Origin of the sequence: Photobacterium sp. GB-210 (assembly GCF_003026075.1) — a bacterium.
Taxonomy (GTDB): domain Bacteria; phylum Pseudomonadota; class Gammaproteobacteria; order Enterobacterales; family Vibrionaceae; genus Photobacterium.
In genome coordinates this window covers 26,422-41,826 of the sequence record NZ_PYNU01000016.1, presented here as the reverse complement: position 1 = coordinate 41,826, position 15,405 = coordinate 26,422, and the positions used below count along the sequence as shown (strand labels likewise).

The 15,405-nt window shown below is 44.0% G+C and carries 13 protein-coding genes; 10 read left to right on the top strand and 3 right to left on the bottom strand.

The features are described from left to right. Positions 1-2 precede the first annotated feature (2 nt). From acs to fis, 9 genes are all read left to right on the top strand, one after another. Entirely contained in the window at positions 3-1,952 is a 1,950-nt protein-coding gene (gene acs / locus C9J38_RS15905) for an acetate--CoA ligase (protein WP_107207969.1), read from the top strand. A gap of 497 nt (positions 1,953-2,449) precedes the next feature. Then, positions 2,450-2,902: a type II 3-dehydroquinate dehydratase gene (aroQ, locus tag C9J38_RS15900; RefSeq protein ID WP_105061395.1), complete on the top strand. Its 453-nt coding sequence runs from the start codon at positions 2,450-2,452 to the stop codon at positions 2,900-2,902. A gap of 27 nt (positions 2,903-2,929) precedes the next feature. Next, entirely contained in the window at positions 2,930-3,400 is a 471-nt protein-coding gene (accB, locus tag C9J38_RS15895) for an acetyl-CoA carboxylase biotin carboxyl carrier protein (RefSeq protein WP_107207968.1), read from the top strand. Positions 3,401-3,414: 14 nt separating this feature from the next. Next, positions 3,415-4,758, top strand: coding sequence for an acetyl-CoA carboxylase biotin carboxylase subunit (gene accC / locus C9J38_RS15890; RefSeq protein WP_105061397.1), 1,344 nt, complete (start codon positions 3,415-3,417; stop codon positions 4,756-4,758). Between the two features lie 197 nt (positions 4,759-4,955). Next, a complete protein-coding gene (locus C9J38_RS15885; protein ID WP_045084725.1) occupies positions 4,956-5,237 on the top strand; it encodes a YhdT family protein in 282 nt (93 codons plus the stop codon). Continuing rightward, a complete protein-coding gene (panF, locus tag C9J38_RS15880; protein WP_107207967.1) occupies positions 5,230-6,687 on the top strand; it encodes a sodium/pantothenate symporter in 1,458 nt (485 codons plus the stop codon). Before C9J38_RS15885 ends, panF begins: the two co-directional genes overlap by 8 nt. A 163-nt stretch (positions 6,688-6,850) precedes the next feature. Then, the gene (prmA, locus tag C9J38_RS15875) at positions 6,851-7,735 is read left to right on the top strand and encodes a 50S ribosomal protein L11 methyltransferase (RefSeq protein ID WP_107207966.1); all 885 of its coding nucleotides are present in this window, start codon (positions 6,851-6,853) and stop codon (positions 7,733-7,735) included. 176 nt (positions 7,736-7,911) lie between these two features. Next, positions 7,912-8,877, top strand: coding sequence for a tRNA dihydrouridine synthase DusB (gene dusB, locus C9J38_RS15870; protein WP_199187146.1), 966 nt, complete (start codon positions 7,912-7,914; stop codon positions 8,875-8,877). 23 nt (positions 8,878-8,900) lie between these two features. Beyond that, a complete protein-coding gene (gene fis / locus C9J38_RS15865) occupies positions 8,901-9,197 on the top strand; it encodes a DNA-binding transcriptional regulator Fis (protein WP_005372656.1) in 297 nt (98 codons plus the stop codon). A 111-nt stretch (positions 9,198-9,308) separates the two neighbouring features. Here fis and C9J38_RS15860 read toward each other — a convergent pair whose 3' ends face one another. From C9J38_RS15860 to malX, 3 genes are all read right to left on the bottom strand, one after another. Further along, positions 9,309-10,946, bottom strand: a complete 1,638-nt coding sequence (locus C9J38_RS15860) for a methyl-accepting chemotaxis protein (protein WP_107207964.1) — start codon at positions 10,944-10,946, stop codon at positions 9,309-9,311. Between the two features lie 303 nt (positions 10,947-11,249). Next, positions 11,250-12,428, bottom strand: coding sequence for a MalY/PatB family protein (locus tag C9J38_RS15855; RefSeq protein WP_107207963.1), 1,179 nt, complete (start codon positions 12,426-12,428; stop codon positions 11,250-11,252). Between the two features lie 71 nt (positions 12,429-12,499). After that, a complete protein-coding gene (gene malX, locus C9J38_RS15850; RefSeq protein ID WP_107207962.1) occupies positions 12,500-14,080 on the bottom strand; it encodes a maltose/glucose-specific PTS transporter subunit IIBC in 1,581 nt (526 codons plus the stop codon). Positions 14,081-14,366: 286 nt separating this feature from the next. Here malX and malI point away from each other — a divergent pair, with 286 nt between their 5' ends. Further along, entirely contained in the window at positions 14,367-15,392 is a 1,026-nt protein-coding gene (gene malI, locus C9J38_RS15845; protein WP_107207961.1) for a Mal regulon transcriptional regulator MalI, read from the top strand. Positions 15,393-15,405 lie beyond the last annotated feature (13 nt).

Here is a 15,405-nt window from a genome sequence, read left to right as displayed (position 1 = left end):
GGATGAGTGAGGTTCACGTTTATCCGGTCAATGAGACCATCGCAAAAACAGCTCATATCAATGAAGAGCAATACCGTGAGATGTATCAGCAATCAGTGATTAACCCTGAAGGTTTTTGGCGTGAACATGGCCAAATCGTTGATTGGATGACACCATTTACTAAAGTTAAAAACACCTCATTTGATACCGGCCACGTCAGCATTAAATGGTTTGAAGACGGTGAGCTTAATGTCTCTGCTAACTGTATTGACCGCCACCTCGCGACCAAAGGCGATCAAGCAGCAATTATTTGGGAAGGTGATGATCCTAATGATGACGCCACCCTAACCTACAATGAATTACATCAAGAAGTCTGTCAGTTTGCTAACGCCCTGAAGAGCCAAGGTGTACGTAAAGGTGACGTAGTGTGTCTTTACATGCCAATGGTTGCCGAAGCGGCAATTGCAATGCTCGCTTGTACCCGTATTGGTGCGGTGCACACTATCGTCTTTGGCGGTTTCTCTCCGGAAGCCTTGGCTGGGCGTATTATCGATTCAAATGCAAAAGTAGTTGTGACTGCTGATGAAGGCGTACGTGGTGGTCGTGCCGTTCCCCTTAAGAAAAATGTCGATGACGCGCTAGTCAACCCTGAAGTAACGACGGTTGAAAAAGTGGTTGTCTTTAAACGTACAGGCGGTGAAGTTGCTTGGAATGATGATCGCGATGTATGGTGGCATGAAGCAACAGCAGTGGCTTCGGCTCACTGTGCTCCTGAGCCAATGAACGCTGAAGATCCTCTGTTTATTCTTTATACGTCAGGCTCAACAGGTAAGCCTAAAGGTGTACTTCACACTACAGGTGGCTATCTGGTTTACGCCACGATGACGTTTAAATATGTATTTGATTACCAAGAAGGTGATGTGTACTGGTGTACTGCTGATGTGGGTTGGATCACAGGTCACAGTTACTTGGTATACGGACCTCTAGCTAATGGTGCAACCACGGTATTATTTGAAGGCGTGCCAACCTACCCATCAACCAGTCGCATGAGCGAAGTGGTGGATAAGCACCAAGTCAGCATTTTATACACAGCACCGACCGCGATTCGTGCTCTGATGGCAAAAGGCGATGAAGCAATTCAAGGTACTAACCGTTCATCATTGCGTATCATGGGCTCTGTCGGCGAACCCATTAACCCTGAAGCATGGGAATGGTATCACCGTACAATTGGCGACAAACGTTGCCCAATCGTGGATACATGGTGGCAAACAGAAACAGGCGGGATCTTAATTACCCCACTACCGGGTGCTACCGCACTAAAACCAGGCTCTGCAACCCGTCCATTCTTTGGTGTACAACCAGCACTGGTTGATAACGTCGGTAATATCCTTGAAGGCGCGACTGACGGTAACTTAGTCATGACCGATTCATGGCCAGGTCAAATGCGTACGCTTTGGGGCGATCACGAACGTTTTGAACAAACCTATTTCTCTACCTTTAAAGGCATGTACTTCACCGGTGACGGCGCACGTCGTGATGAAGACGGTTATTACTGGATCACAGGTCGTGTCGATGACGTATTAAATATTTCAGGTCACCGTATGGGGACGGCTGAAATTGAATCTGCACTCGTTGCTTTCGATAAGATTGCAGAAGCGGCGATTGTGGGTGTACCACATGAGATAAAGGGCCAAGCAATTTACGCCTATATCACCCTAAACGATGGTGAAATCCCAAGTGCAGAACTGCATAAAGAAGTGAAAAACTGGGTACGTAAGGAAATCGGTCCTATCGCTACACCAGACTTCTTACACTGGACAGATGCATTACCGAAGACCCGTTCAGGTAAGATCATGCGCCGAATTCTTCGTAAGATAGCAACTGGAGATACCTCAACCTTAGGTGATACTTCAACCCTTGCTGATCCAACCGTCGTTGATCGACTCATTGAAGAAAAACAAAAAGTGATGTAATTCAACTTTTTTATCAATATACAAAGGCCGCTCAATTGCGGTCTTTTTTATTTTCTCGCCATCCTTATCTTCATTCAATTCAGCTAACTACCAGCATTCTCAGCCTAAAATACGCCACTTTGATCGCAATGCTGAATAAATCAACAGCTTGATTGTTGATTTATTCGTCAAATATTATCGACTAAACTTTACCGTTTTTCATCTTGTGGGTATGGTTCGAATTTAGTCATAATTATTACTAAATTCTTACACTTAGTAGAGTGAACTTGTCGTAAGATAAAACCTCTAATAGTAACGACACTCCTCACTAAGGCTTACACGTGTTCGCACAAAAAAGTGGTGATTAGACCAGTATTTTGCTGCGATTTGCGGTGAATTCACTATAATTGCTCAACAATGAACGTTTAGCAGTAAAAAAACGGACACACGGAAACAAAATTGCATAAGTCTGCAAGTTGTTAGAGTTTAACCTCATAAACAAGTGAAAATACGTCAAGATGTCGACCGTTAAACGAATTTTATTAATAAATGGACCTAATCTTAACTTACTAGGTCTACGAGAGCCGGGCCATTATGGCCATCAAACATTAACTCAAGTGGTTGATGGGCTCACTGCTAAAGCTACCCAATTAGGTGTGGCATTAGAGCATATTCAATCCAACGCGGAACATGTGTTAATTGATGCAATCCATCAAGCTTATGGCAAGGTCGATTTCATCATTATCAATCCTGCTGCTTTTACTCATACGAGTGTAGCCCTTCGTGATGCCTTACTCGGCGTCGCCATTCCGTTTATTGAAGTGCATTTATCTAATGTCCACGCTCGTGAACCTTTCCGTCATCATTCTTACTTATCCGATAAAGCAGTAGGCGTGATTTGTGGCTTAGGCCCTGACGGCTATGAATTCGCCCTGAATGCAGCGGTACGTCGTCTGCATGCAGATAGCTAACTGAACAATATAAAAAGAGAAATATAAATGGATATTCGTAAAATCAAGAAGCTAATTGAGCTTGTAGAAGAATCAGGCATCGCTGAGCTAGAAATCTCTGAAGGTGAAGAATCAGTACGCATCAGCCGTAGCGTTCCAGCAACAGCAATGCCACAACAATACATGGCAGCGCCAATGGCACAACAGCCTATGCAAACTGCACCTGTAGAAGCGCCAGCAGCAGCACCTGTAGCTGCAACTGAAGCACCAGCACCTGTTGCATCAGGTCACTCTGTGCTTTCACCTATGGTTGGTACTTTCTACCGCTCTCCAAGCCCTGAAGCAAAATCATTTGTTGAAGTTGGTCAATCGGTGAATATCGGCGACACACTATGTATCGTTGAAGCGATGAAAATGATGAACCAAATCCAAGCTGACAAAGCCGGTAAAGTTGTCGCTATTCTTGCAGAAGACGGCGATGCGATTGAATTCGATCAGCCTCTTATCATCATCGAGTAATCGAGGCTCTGGCTATGTTAGATAAATTAGTAATTGCAAACCGAGGTGAAATTGCACTTCGTATCTTGCGCGCTTGTAAAGAGCTAGGGATTAAAACGGTTGCGGTTCACTCAACCGCTGACCGCGATCTTAAGCACGTTCTACTTGCTGACGAGTCAGTATGTATTGGTCCTGCACGCGGTATCGATAGTTACTTAAATATTCCTCGTATTATCAGTGCCGCTGAAATTACAGGGGCAGTCGCTATCCACCCAGGCTACGGTTTCCTTTCTGAAAATGCTGACTTCGCAGAACAAGTTGAGCGTTCAGGCTTTATTTTCGTAGGTCCAAAAGCTGACACTATTCGTCTAATGGGCGATAAAGTTTCTGCTATTACGGCAATGAAAAAAGCTGGCGTACCTTGTGTACCTGGCTCTGACGGCCCACTTGATGACGATGAAGCAAAGAACAAATCTTTTGCTAAACGTATCGGTTATCCTGTGATCATCAAAGCCTCTGGTGGCGGCGGTGGTCGTGGTATGCGTGTGGTTCGTTCAGAAAATGAATTGACTGAAGCGATCGCAATGACCCGTGCTGAAGCAAAATCTTGTTTCAATAACGACATGGTTTACATGGAGAAATACCTTGAAAACCCACGTCACATTGAAGTTCAAGTCTTAGCTGATGGTCAAGGTGGCGCGATTCACTTAGGTGAACGTGACTGTTCGATGCAGCGTCGTCACCAGAAAGTGGTTGAAGAAGCACCTGCACCGGGCATTACCGAAGAAATGCGTAAGTACATCGGTGAGCGTTGTACTCGTGCATGTTTAGAAATCAATTACCGTGGCGCTGGTACATTCGAATTCCTTTACGAAAACGGTGAGTTCTACTTCATTGAAATGAACACCCGTATTCAGGTTGAGCACCCAGTAACCGAAATGGTAACAGGCGTTGACTTGATCAAAGAGCAGCTACGTATTGCCGCAGGTCAACCGCTGTCATTTAGCCAAAGCGATATTCAAATTCGTGGCCATGCTATCGAGTGTCGTATTAATGCTGAAGATCCAGAGCGTTTCCTACCTTGCCCAGGTACTATCGAGCGTTTCCATGCGCCAGGTGGTATGGGTATCCGTTGGGAATCACACATCTATTCAGGTTACACAGTACCGCCTTACTACGATTCAATGATCGGTAAGTTAATTGCGTACGGTGAAAATCGTGATGTCGCTATTTCTCGTATGCGTAATGCATTGAGCGAAATGATCATCGACGGCATTAAAACCAACGTTCCGCTTCAGCAAGATATTATGGCTGACGAGAACTTCCAAAAAGGTGGCGCAAACATCCACTACCTTGAGAAGAAACTCGGTCTGCAATAAGCGCACTTGCTTGACGATAAAAGGCTACCTTCGGGTAGTCTTTTTTGTTTATACCCAATCTCAATTCACCTCGATTGATCGGTTCACATGGCATAACACAGTATCTTTTGCCACAATAGCCCACCTTTTTGACCAACCCTACTAGTTACTACACTGTATTGAGTAGGAAAACACTTGATAACAACTGGAGATACAGCATGAAAACGCTCTCAGCACGCTATCGCCAAGCCCATAAAGAGGCACTCTGGGCGATAGGACTAGCGTTAGCTTATTTTCTTTGGTGGTACCTATCCGCCTACGGCTTAGCGCCCGCCATCGGTGATCTAAGCATGCCAACCCTATATTTTGGCTTTCCACTCTGGTTCTTGATGTCATGCATTGTCGGCCCGATCATTTTTACCGTCATGTGCGGTGTCATGGTCAAAGTCGTCTACCGAGATCTTCCTTTAGATATTAACCACGAAGACCCCCATGAATAGCCAACTCATTATTCCTATCGTACTGTACCTTGCCGCAGTCTTTGCGATGGCACTTTACACCCGACGCTTTCAAAGCAAAGGAAACTTTCTTACCGAGTACCTAGTCGGTGGGCGTAGCATGGGCGGCTTTGTCCTTGCGATGACCCTTGCAGCCACTTACGCCAGCGCCAGCACCTTTATTGGTGGTCCAGGGGCTGCCTATAAAATGGGCTTAGGCTGGGTATTACTTGCGATGATCCAGTTACCCGCAGCATGGTTGACCCTTGGTGTACTCGGTAAGAAATTTGCCATCGAAGCGAGACGTCATAACGCATTAACCCTTAATGACATCCTTTATGCTCGCTATAAAAACCGTGGGGTCGTCATTTTTGCTTCACTGTCATTACTGATCGCCTTCTTTGGCACCATGGTCGTACAGTTTGTCGGTGGTGCACGTCTGCTCCAAACCGTAACAGGCCTATCGTATATGCATGGCTTAATGATCTTTGCGATCACCGTAGGCCTATACACGACAATTGGTGGCTTTCGTGCTGTTGTGATGACTGATACTTTACAGGGCTTGATGATGATCATCGGTACCATTGCGTTACTGGTTGGGATCGTGCATGCGGGCGGAAGTATCGGCGCATTAGTCACCAAGCTTCACGATATTGATCCGGCGTTAATTACCCCTTACGGTCCAAATCATTTCCTCAGTCAGCCCTTTATGTTGAGTTTTTGGATTTTGGTCTGTTTTGGTGTCATCGGTTTGCCGCATGCTGCGGTACGTTGTATGTCTTATAAAGACAGTAATTCACTGCATAAAGGCATGGTACTCAGTACCATCATGGTAGCGCTACTGATGTTTGGGATGCACTTAGCAGGCGCATTAGGCCGTGCTATCGTGCCTGATATCGCTAGCCCCGATCAGATCATGCCAACCCTTATGGTAACCGTATTACCACCTGTTGTAGCCGGTGTGTTCTTGGCAGGCCCAATGGCGGCGATTATGTCGACTATCGACTCACAACTCATTCAAGCTTCAGCAACACTGCTCAAAGATTTATATATCAACTATATCAATCCAAACATTGCCAATAATGAACACGCTGAAAAGCGCCTACCTAAATTATCACTATGGGTAACAGGGATTTTCTCAGGCTTAGTGTTTATCGCTGCGATGAATCCACCGGATATGATCATTTGGCTTAACCTATTAGCCTTTGGTAGCTTACAAGCCGTATTTTTGTGGCCTCTGGTACTCGGCTTATATTGGAAAAAAGCCTCCGCAACCGGCGCTTTTGCTTCCATGATCGTCGGCTTGAGTAGCTACATTATTTTGTCATTTAGTAAACCCGATATGAATGGCGTTCATGCGATTGTACCAACGCTGTTATTAGGTTTGATCGCTTTTGTCGTTGGTAGCTATGCCAAACCAACAAAAGTAGAAACACCGCAATTAAGCGACTAAAATCGGCTATATCACGCTAAATAATCAACTACATTAAAGATAGTGCCAGTCGGTACTATCTTTTTTTTATCCCTAGAATGGCATCTGATAATGGGGATTGGTGAAATTTCATGCTAGACTTCGCCCCCTATGTTCAAGTAGTCACAAAATAAGCGAATAAACCATGCCTTGGATTCAAATTAAACTGAACGCAACTGCAGAGAGCGCAGAAGCAATTGGCGACATGCTAATGGAAGAGACTGGTGCTCTGTCTGTCACCTTCCTAGACGCACAAGACACGCCAGTTTTCGAGCCTATGCCAGGTGAAACCCGCCTTTGGGGTGATACCGATGTAATTGGTTTGTATGATGCTGAAGCCGACATGGATTTCGTGCTGAACATGCTTAAAAACAGCCCATTAATTGCTGATGATTTTGCTTATAAAATCGAGCAGTTAGAGGATAAAGACTGGGAACGTGAGTGGATGGATAACTTCCACCCTATGCGTTTCGGTCGTCGTCTATGGATCTGCCCAAGCTGGCGTGAAGCGCCAGAGCCAGACGCGGTGAACGTACTATTAGACCCAGGTCTAGCATTTGGTACAGGCACTCACCCAACAACATCACTTTGTCTTGAGTGGTTAGACAGCCAAGACCTAACCGGTAAAACGGTTATCGATTTTGGTTGTGGTTCAGGCATTTTAGCGATTGCTGCACTAAAACTTGGCGCAGCAAAAGTTATTGGTATTGATATCGACCCACAAGCGATCTTAGCGTCACGTGATAACGCAGAACGTAACGGTGTGTCTGACAATCTAGAACTATACCTACCACAAGATCAGCCTCAAGGTATTCAAGCTGACGTTGTAGTTGCTAACATCCTTGCAGGCCCACTGCGTGAACTATCACCAGTGATCAAGAGCCTTGTTAAAGACGGTGGCGACTTAGCGATCTCAGGTGTGCTAGAAAGCCAAGCGGCTGATGTGTCAACCTACTACAGCGATGAACTGGCTTTAGACCCAGTAATTGCACGTGAAGAGTGGTGTCGCATCTCAGGCCGTAAGGCATAATCACACGCAGTTTTGGGTACTACTGCTGATTTTTATTTATAAATTTAATCGGTCAATTGATTGAAAATCATACGATTTTGGCAAACAAAATCATCATGCTCAATTATTGGCCTTTTCAGCAGAGCAAAAAATGCGTAAAATGCGCGCCCTTACTGGCACAGTCAGGTAGAGACATTTTGCAAATCGGTCCTTATCAACTTAAAAACCAGCTGATAGTCGCGCCTATGGCGGGTGTGACCGATCGGCCATTTCGTGAGTTATGCCTTCGCTACGGTGCAGGTATGGCAGTTAGCGAGATGATGTCGTCGAACCCAGATCTCTGGAAGACGTCTAAATCGCTCAATCGTATGGTTCACGAAGGTGAATCAGGTATTCGTTCGGTTCAGATAGCAGGGGCTGATCCAAAGTTGATGGCTGAAGCTGCGCAGTTCAGTGTTGAAAACGGTGCGCAAATCATCGATATCAACATGGGATGCCCAGCAAAGAAAGTAAACAAACGATTAGCCGGTTCTGCACTACTGCAATATCCCAACCTTATCGAAGACATTCTTCGTACAGTGGTGGATGCGGTAGATGTTCCAGTTACGCTTAAAACCCGTACTGGTTGGGATCTGGAAAATAGAAACTGTGTCGACATAGCCAAACTCGCCGAGCAATGCGGCATACAAGCCCTCGCCCTTCACGGACGTACCAAGGCATGTATGTACAAAGGTGAAGCGGAATATGACTACATTAGAGCGGTGAAACAAGCCATCTCGATCCCAGTTATCGCTAACGGTGATATCGATAGCCCGGAAAAAGCACGCTTTGTACTCGATTATACGGGTGCCGATGCTCTAATGATTGGCCGACCTGCACAAGGGAAGCCGTGGATTTTTAGAGAAATCCACCATTACTTAACAACTGGTGAACACCTCGCTGCCCCATCAATTGATGAGATCAGTGAAATCATGTTGGGACATGTTCAAGAACTCCACCAGTTCTACGGTGAATACCTAGGACTGCGCATTGCACGTAAACACGTGTCTTGGTACTTGAAAGAACATGCACCAGCCGGTGATTTCCGCCAGACCTTCAACGCACTCGAGGATGCTCAACAGCAACTTGATGCGCTGCAAGGCTACTTCGAAAACGTTGCATAAATACTAGAAGAGCTTACAGAATTATGTTCGAACAAAATCTGACTTCCGAAGCGTTAACAGTAACAACTGTAACTTCACAAGACCAAATCACACAGAAACCATTACGTGATTCAGTGAAGGCATCCCTTAAAAACTACCTTGCTCAATTAAATGGTCAGGAAGTCGACGATCTGTACGAGCTTGTGCTTGCAGAAGTTGAACAACCACTATTAGACACTATCATGCAGTACACTCGCGGTAACCAAACTCGCGCTGCAACCATGATGGGTATCAACCGTGGTACGCTACGTAAGAAGCTTAAAAAATATGGCATGAACTAATACATTTAGTTTAAGTTATTGATAAAAAAGCCATCCCTGTATTTCAGGCATGGCTTTTTTATTGGCTGCTATTCGGTACTGTCATGCTAAATAAAACATAATAGTCCTACTTTAATGCAGTTTAAAACGCTGAATCGTCACCATTAGATCTTCCGAAATTTGATTGAGCTCTTCACTCGATGACGACATCTGATTAGATTCAGTCGACAATGATATCGAGCTATCATTCAAACTTGCCACATTTTGATTAATACTATTAACGGTTAATGATTGCTGCTCTGTTGCGGCTGAGATCTGCTGATTCATCCCTTGTATCGCATGAACTTCTTCAACAATTAAATTCAACGCTTCCCCTGCCGATGCAGAAATCTTTGACGCATTCTGGGCTTTTTCAGCCCCCTGATTCATGACACCAACCGCTTGCTCCGCACCTTGTTGTAATTTTTCAATAATGGTTTGAATTTCAATCGTCGACTCTTGTGTGCGCTGTGATAGGGTGCGAACTTCATCAGCAACAACAGCAAAGCCTCGCCCTGCATCACCGGCTCTTGCAGCCTCTATCGCAGCATTTAACGCTAATAAGTTGGTCTGCTCTGCAATGCCACGTATCACTTCCAACACGGTATCGACATTACGGCTATCTGTTGCTAGTTGGGTGATCACTTTACTGGCTTCACCAATATCTAATGCGAGCAATTGTGACTCTTCAATATTACGCTGAATAATCACTTTACTGGCTTCTGTTTGTTTCGCTGCTTTAATACTAAAATCAGTGGCATCAACGGTTCTGCCTGCAATTTCTTCAACCGCAGTGAGCATTTCCCCCATTGACCCCACGAGTTGATCGGTGTCTTCTTTCTGTTGATTTAAATTACTATCCATCGATAACACTGATTGTGATAAACAACGCGAAGAGTGAGTCAGTTGTGAACCTGCATCACTAATATTATGGATAATGGCCTGAATAGAAATAACAAAGCGATTAAAATGTTTCGCAAGTGCCGTTAATTCAGGACCGCCCTCTTCTTTAAGACGCTGAGTTAAATCACCTTCACCGGTTGATAGATCGCGCATCGCAGCAACGGTTTTTTTAATTGGCAAAGTAATACTACGAATAAAATACGCCATCAATAATGACAGTATTGCCAAAATAACAGCAACATTCACAAACGATAGCCATTGGCTGGCTTGAATATCTTGGTTTAAGGCTTTGATATTCATTCCTGCGCCAATCATCCAGCCCCAAGGATGAAAATAATCAGCATAGCTCGTTTTTAAAATCAGTTGATTAGGATCTGACGATGACTTCCACATATAATCAACAAAACCACCACCTTGCTTACCGACACTGTAAAGCTCTTCGACGAATCGTCGTCCATTACCGTCTGTTAGTGACAGAATGTCAGTCCCCATCATTTCATCAAAACGGGTTGCGATTTGATAGCCTTCCTTATTTCCCGCAAAAATATAATTTCCGCCATCAAAACGCATTGCGTTAATTGCCGCTAAAGCCTGTTTTTGCGCTTCTTCTTCGCTCAATGTGCCATTGGAGCTAAGTGCATGATAGTAATTAACCACTCCTACCGCCCCTTCTACTATTTGCTTAATACCTCCCTCATAATTAGCTCGCATATGTTGATTAGTTGAGGAAATATTTAATGCAGAAATAGAAATAAGACCGATGGCAAATAACAGCCATATGATCCAAGCTTTGGTACTAATTGATGCATGTGTTAACGATAGATTCATAGAACTCCCTATCCTACTTATTACGTTTAGTCATGAAATAGTTTCGCTATAACGACAAGATCAATTAGGCTCTAAGTATCTAAAGCAACATGTTAGGCGTGATTAACCAGAACTCAACCTTGCTAAATACTGTTACTATAATGCTTTCTCTCCAGATAATTTTTATAAATCCAACATGTGCGTTACATGTCATATAAAGGCGCAATTGATAAAACGCTTGATCTCTAAAAATGAGTGGCAATAACAGATACAAAAAAGCTCCGCCGACGCGAAGCTTTTCTTAGTTATAAAACAAGCAATATTCTATTGATGTTTTAGATCATGCAATGCACTCATCAATGCCTTGAGACCTATTTCTACTTTGCTACGAGGACAACCGACATTCAAACGAACATAGCCTTGCCCTTCTTGACCATAGGTATCACCGCGCATAATGGCGACTTTGTAATGACTAATTAGACGTTGTTGTAGGGCATCCATATCCACGCTCAATGGCGTTAAATCAATCCACGCTAAATATGTCCCCTCAGGCACTTGGTAATTCAACTCAGGAAAGGCCTGATTTAACTGCTCTGCGACATAACAAAGGTTAGCTTGAAGGTAGTCTTTTAAACTATCGAGCCATACTTCACCTTGGTTATAAGCGGCAATATGTCCTATAACGCCTAAAATCGACGGTGACGATAAACCATGTGCCGCTTTTAACTGAGTAAGGTACCGTTCACGCACCGTTTGATCGGCAATAAACGCATATGCGCCCGTTAATGCAGGAATATTAAATGACTTTGATCCTGAAGAAACCAACGCCCAATTATCATCTAATGCCACTTCAGGCCAAGGAATATAATCATTAAATGCCATATCCATATGGATATCATCGGAGATCACTTTCACCTGATGTTGCAAACAGATCTGTGCCATACGGCTGAGTTCATCACGTGTCCATACTCTTCCAGTTGGATTTTGTGGACTACACAGTAATAACACTTTACAGTTTGATTTTGCCGCTTGTGCTTCAAATTGTGCCCAATCAATCTCATAACTGCCACCAGCCGTTTTTAACAACGGGCTTGTTAGCATGAGACGATCATTAGCCGCTAACATATTACCAAACGCATCATAGGCTGGAGTATGAATGAGGACTCCTTCCCCCTGCTTTGTCCACTGCATCACTAATTGCGAAATGATGTAAATCACCGATGGACCATACACAATATGCTCGGGATTGATTGGACTATGATAGCGGCGTGAAAACCATCCTGTGATCGCAGATTTAAAATCATCATGATTCCATCGGCTATAGCCAAATACACCATGTGCTAATCGCTCAGATAACGCTTTCTCAATACATGGCGCAACGGCGAAATCCATATCAGAAATAGTAAACGGCAATAAATCCGCTTCACCAAACCGATCTTCAACATAATCCCACTGGGTACAATAGGTACCATAACGGTTAACTGGGGTAGAGAAATCAAACATATCAACCTCTTGCAACAAGCAAAAACAGTTATCCAAAACAAAAAAGCGGAGCACTAGGCTCCGCAATCATATTATGCCGTCGCTGGCATTAAGCCCTGCATTTCATTTTTGACCATATGCACCTGAGGCCCAATCACGACTTGTAAGTTATGATCGTCAAGCTTAACGACCCCCAACGCACCGTTAGCTTTGAGTACGGCGTCATTCACTAAACTCATATCATTAACCGATAAACGTAAACGAGTAATACAGTTATCCAGTGACGTAATGTTTGCAGCACCACCCAGTGCTTCTAAAATAATATTACCTTTGTAACCCGTCGTTTTCTCACCCGTTTCCGCAAAGGCTAACTCATCTTTTACATCAGCCACTTCACGGCCTGGAGTTTTTAAATTAAAGCGAGTGATCACAAAGCGGAATACGCTGTAATACATCACAAACCATACTGCAGCAACAAGAGGTACTAAGTACCATTTCGTTGCCGTACCTTGAAGTACACCGAAAATCAAAAAGTCGATAATGTTGCCATCAGTATTACCAATCGTTACGCCTAATAGGTGCATCGCCATAAAGCCAACACCTGTTAAAATAGCATGAACAAAGTACAGTGCTGGTGCAACGAACAGGAATAAGAATTCTAATGGCTCTGTGATACCACCAATCACACACGCAACCACACCTGATAACAATAACGCTTTTACTTTGCTGCGATTTTCAACGCGAGCACAGTGGTACATCGCAAGAGCAGCACCGGGTAATCCACCAAGGAAAGCAGGCATTTTACCTTGCGACAAGAATGATGTTGCCGAGTTAGAGAAGCCATTAGTTGTTGAGCAAGAAAGCTCTGCATAGAAAATATTTAATGCGCCACTTACCGTGTTACCACACACATCCATCGTGCCACCCGCTTCCGTAAAACGCACCAATGCAACAAGAATGTGGTGTAAGCCAAATGGCAATAACAAACGCTCACCGGTACCGAAAAGGAATGGACCAAATGGGCCTGAGTGAGAGATTAAGCTACCAATACCATTAATACCCATAGCAAAGTAAGGCCATACTAGCGGTACTAATAGACCAACCACACCGAGCGTTAAGGTTGAGATGATCGGAACAAAACGCGCGCCACCAAAGAAAGCTAATGCATCAGGCATTTTGTAGGTATAGAAACGTGCATGCAGTTTCGCCACAATAATACCGACGATCACCGCGCCTAAAATGCCAGTATCAATCGACTCTATGCCTAAAACAGACTTCACACCGTAGGCTTTTTCTTCGGTCGCATTGCCTAATACGCCAGCCACTGTTAGGTAAAAATTAATCGATAAGTTAAGTGCTGCGTAACCAACAAAACCGGCAAACGCGGCAACACCTTTTTCTTCACGAGCAAGGCCAAGAGGAATGGCTACGGCAAACATGATAGGTAAATAGATAAATGCAACCAAACCAACTTTGGTCATCCACATGAACAGCAATTGCAGTACGGTATTATCAAGAAAAGGCATACTTTCTTTTACTGCAGCACTTGATAACGAGCTACCAATACCCAGTAAAATACCGGAAAACGCCAAAAGTGCCACTGGCAACATAAACGTTTTACCTAAGCTTTGGAAAAATTCCCATAGCGTTGTTTTATTTGCAGATTTAGACATCATTGTCACCTGATCACTGTTTTATCTTCGTCAAAAACAAAGTGGTAAAACGTTTTATCACTTTGTTGAAAAAAAACGTCGACGAAGATGAGCTCAAAACTTCTGCCAACGCTTTTGCTGAATTACGAAATAAATGATAAAACGTTTTATCAACTTTTATCGGCATCGAGATCACGGAACATATCTCGCGCCATAACACATATTAAAAACTGTGATCCTGTTAATATTCGGATTATAGATATAACGTTTTATATTGATAGATAAATACAGGGTAATTAACTATCTAATGGCTAAATCAAGCAAAGTAAAGATCACCGATGTTGCCGACTATGCCGGCGTCTCCGTTTCTACTGTTTCTTTGGTGCTGGGCAATAAAGGCCGTATATCAAAAGCGACAATCGATAAGGTCAATCAAGCAGTTGAAGCCTTAGGCTATGTTCGCAATAACGCCGCAGCGAATTTACGATCCAATCACTCAAATTTGATCGGCTGGATCTTAGCGGATATTACAGATCCCTTTTATACCGAAGTCACGGCAGGGTTAAGCGATGAGCTTGAACAACATGACCATATGTTATTTCTTGCTCAGTCCAACCATCAAGCAGACAAATTAATCCAATGTGTCCAATCGATGATCCAACAAGGTGTCGCAGGTATTGCATTTAGCCCGGTAAGAGAAGCAACCAACAAAGTACTCGAAATGGCAAAACAAGCCAATATTCCTGCGGTTTGCTTGGCCCGCTCCGCCGTGAATAATGAGGTCGATTATATTGGGCCTGATAATCATCAAGCCGCAATCCTTGCAACTCAGCACTTGATCCAACAAGGTCATCGTCATATTGCGTATATTGGTGGCAGCAGTGACTCACTCACCCGTGCTGAGCGTATTGGCGGCTATGGCACGACATTAATGCAATATGGCTTACCGTTTAAAAATGAATGGATAATTGAAGCTCAGAATAACCAGTGCCAAGCCGCGGATCATGTTCAACAACTGCTAACTCAGCATCCTAAAATTACCGCGCTATTATGCCACCGACCAGCCATTGCATTAGGGGCGATGTATGGTATTCAACGGGTAGGGAAAAGTGTCGGAAAAGATAACTATATTGGTCAACAAATCGGCTTAATTGGGTTTGATGATACCCCTGAAGCGGCTTTAACTCAGCCAAGCCTAACCATGATCAGCTCTCCTACGCGACAAATGGGTCAACTTGCAGGACAACGGTTACTCGCAAAAATGACGGTTCATAATGAAACGGCACAACAGTTTATTTTACCGCCACAATTAATTGAACGAGGATCGGCATAGAGATATCAAACAG

Coding starts and splice junctions, on each gene's coding strand:
- C9J38_RS15885 (WP_045084725.1), top strand. CDS start 4,956: ATGAAAACGCTCTCAGCACGCTATCGCCAAGCCCATAAAGAGGCACTC.
- malI (WP_107207961.1), top strand. CDS start 14,367: ATGGCTAAATCAAGCAAAGTAAAGATCACCGATGTTGCCGACTATGCC.
- aroQ (WP_105061395.1), top strand. CDS start 2,450: ATGTCGACCGTTAAACGAATTTTATTAATAAATGGACCTAATCTTAAC.
- accB (WP_107207968.1), top strand. CDS start 2,930: ATGGATATTCGTAAAATCAAGAAGCTAATTGAGCTTGTAGAAGAATCA.
- fis (WP_005372656.1), top strand. CDS start 8,901: ATGTTCGAACAAAATCTGACTTCCGAAGCGTTAACAGTAACAACTGTA.
- acs (WP_107207969.1), top strand. CDS start 3: ATGAGTGAGGTTCACGTTTATCCGGTCAATGAGACCATCGCAAAAACA.
- panF (WP_107207967.1), top strand. CDS start 5,230: ATGAATAGCCAACTCATTATTCCTATCGTACTGTACCTTGCCGCAGTC.
- C9J38_RS15860 (WP_107207964.1), bottom strand. CDS start 10,946: ATGAATCTATCGTTAACACATGCATCAATTAGTACCAAAGCTTGGATC.
- accC (WP_105061397.1), top strand. CDS start 3,415: ATGTTAGATAAATTAGTAATTGCAAACCGAGGTGAAATTGCACTTCGT.
- C9J38_RS15855 (WP_107207963.1), bottom strand. CDS start 12,428: ATGTTTGATTTCTCTACCCCAGTTAACCGTTATGGTACCTATTGTACC.
- malX (WP_107207962.1), bottom strand. CDS start 14,080: ATGTCTAAATCTGCAAATAAAACAACGCTATGGGAATTTTTCCAAAGC.
- prmA (WP_107207966.1), top strand. CDS start 6,851: ATGCCTTGGATTCAAATTAAACTGAACGCAACTGCAGAGAGCGCAGAA.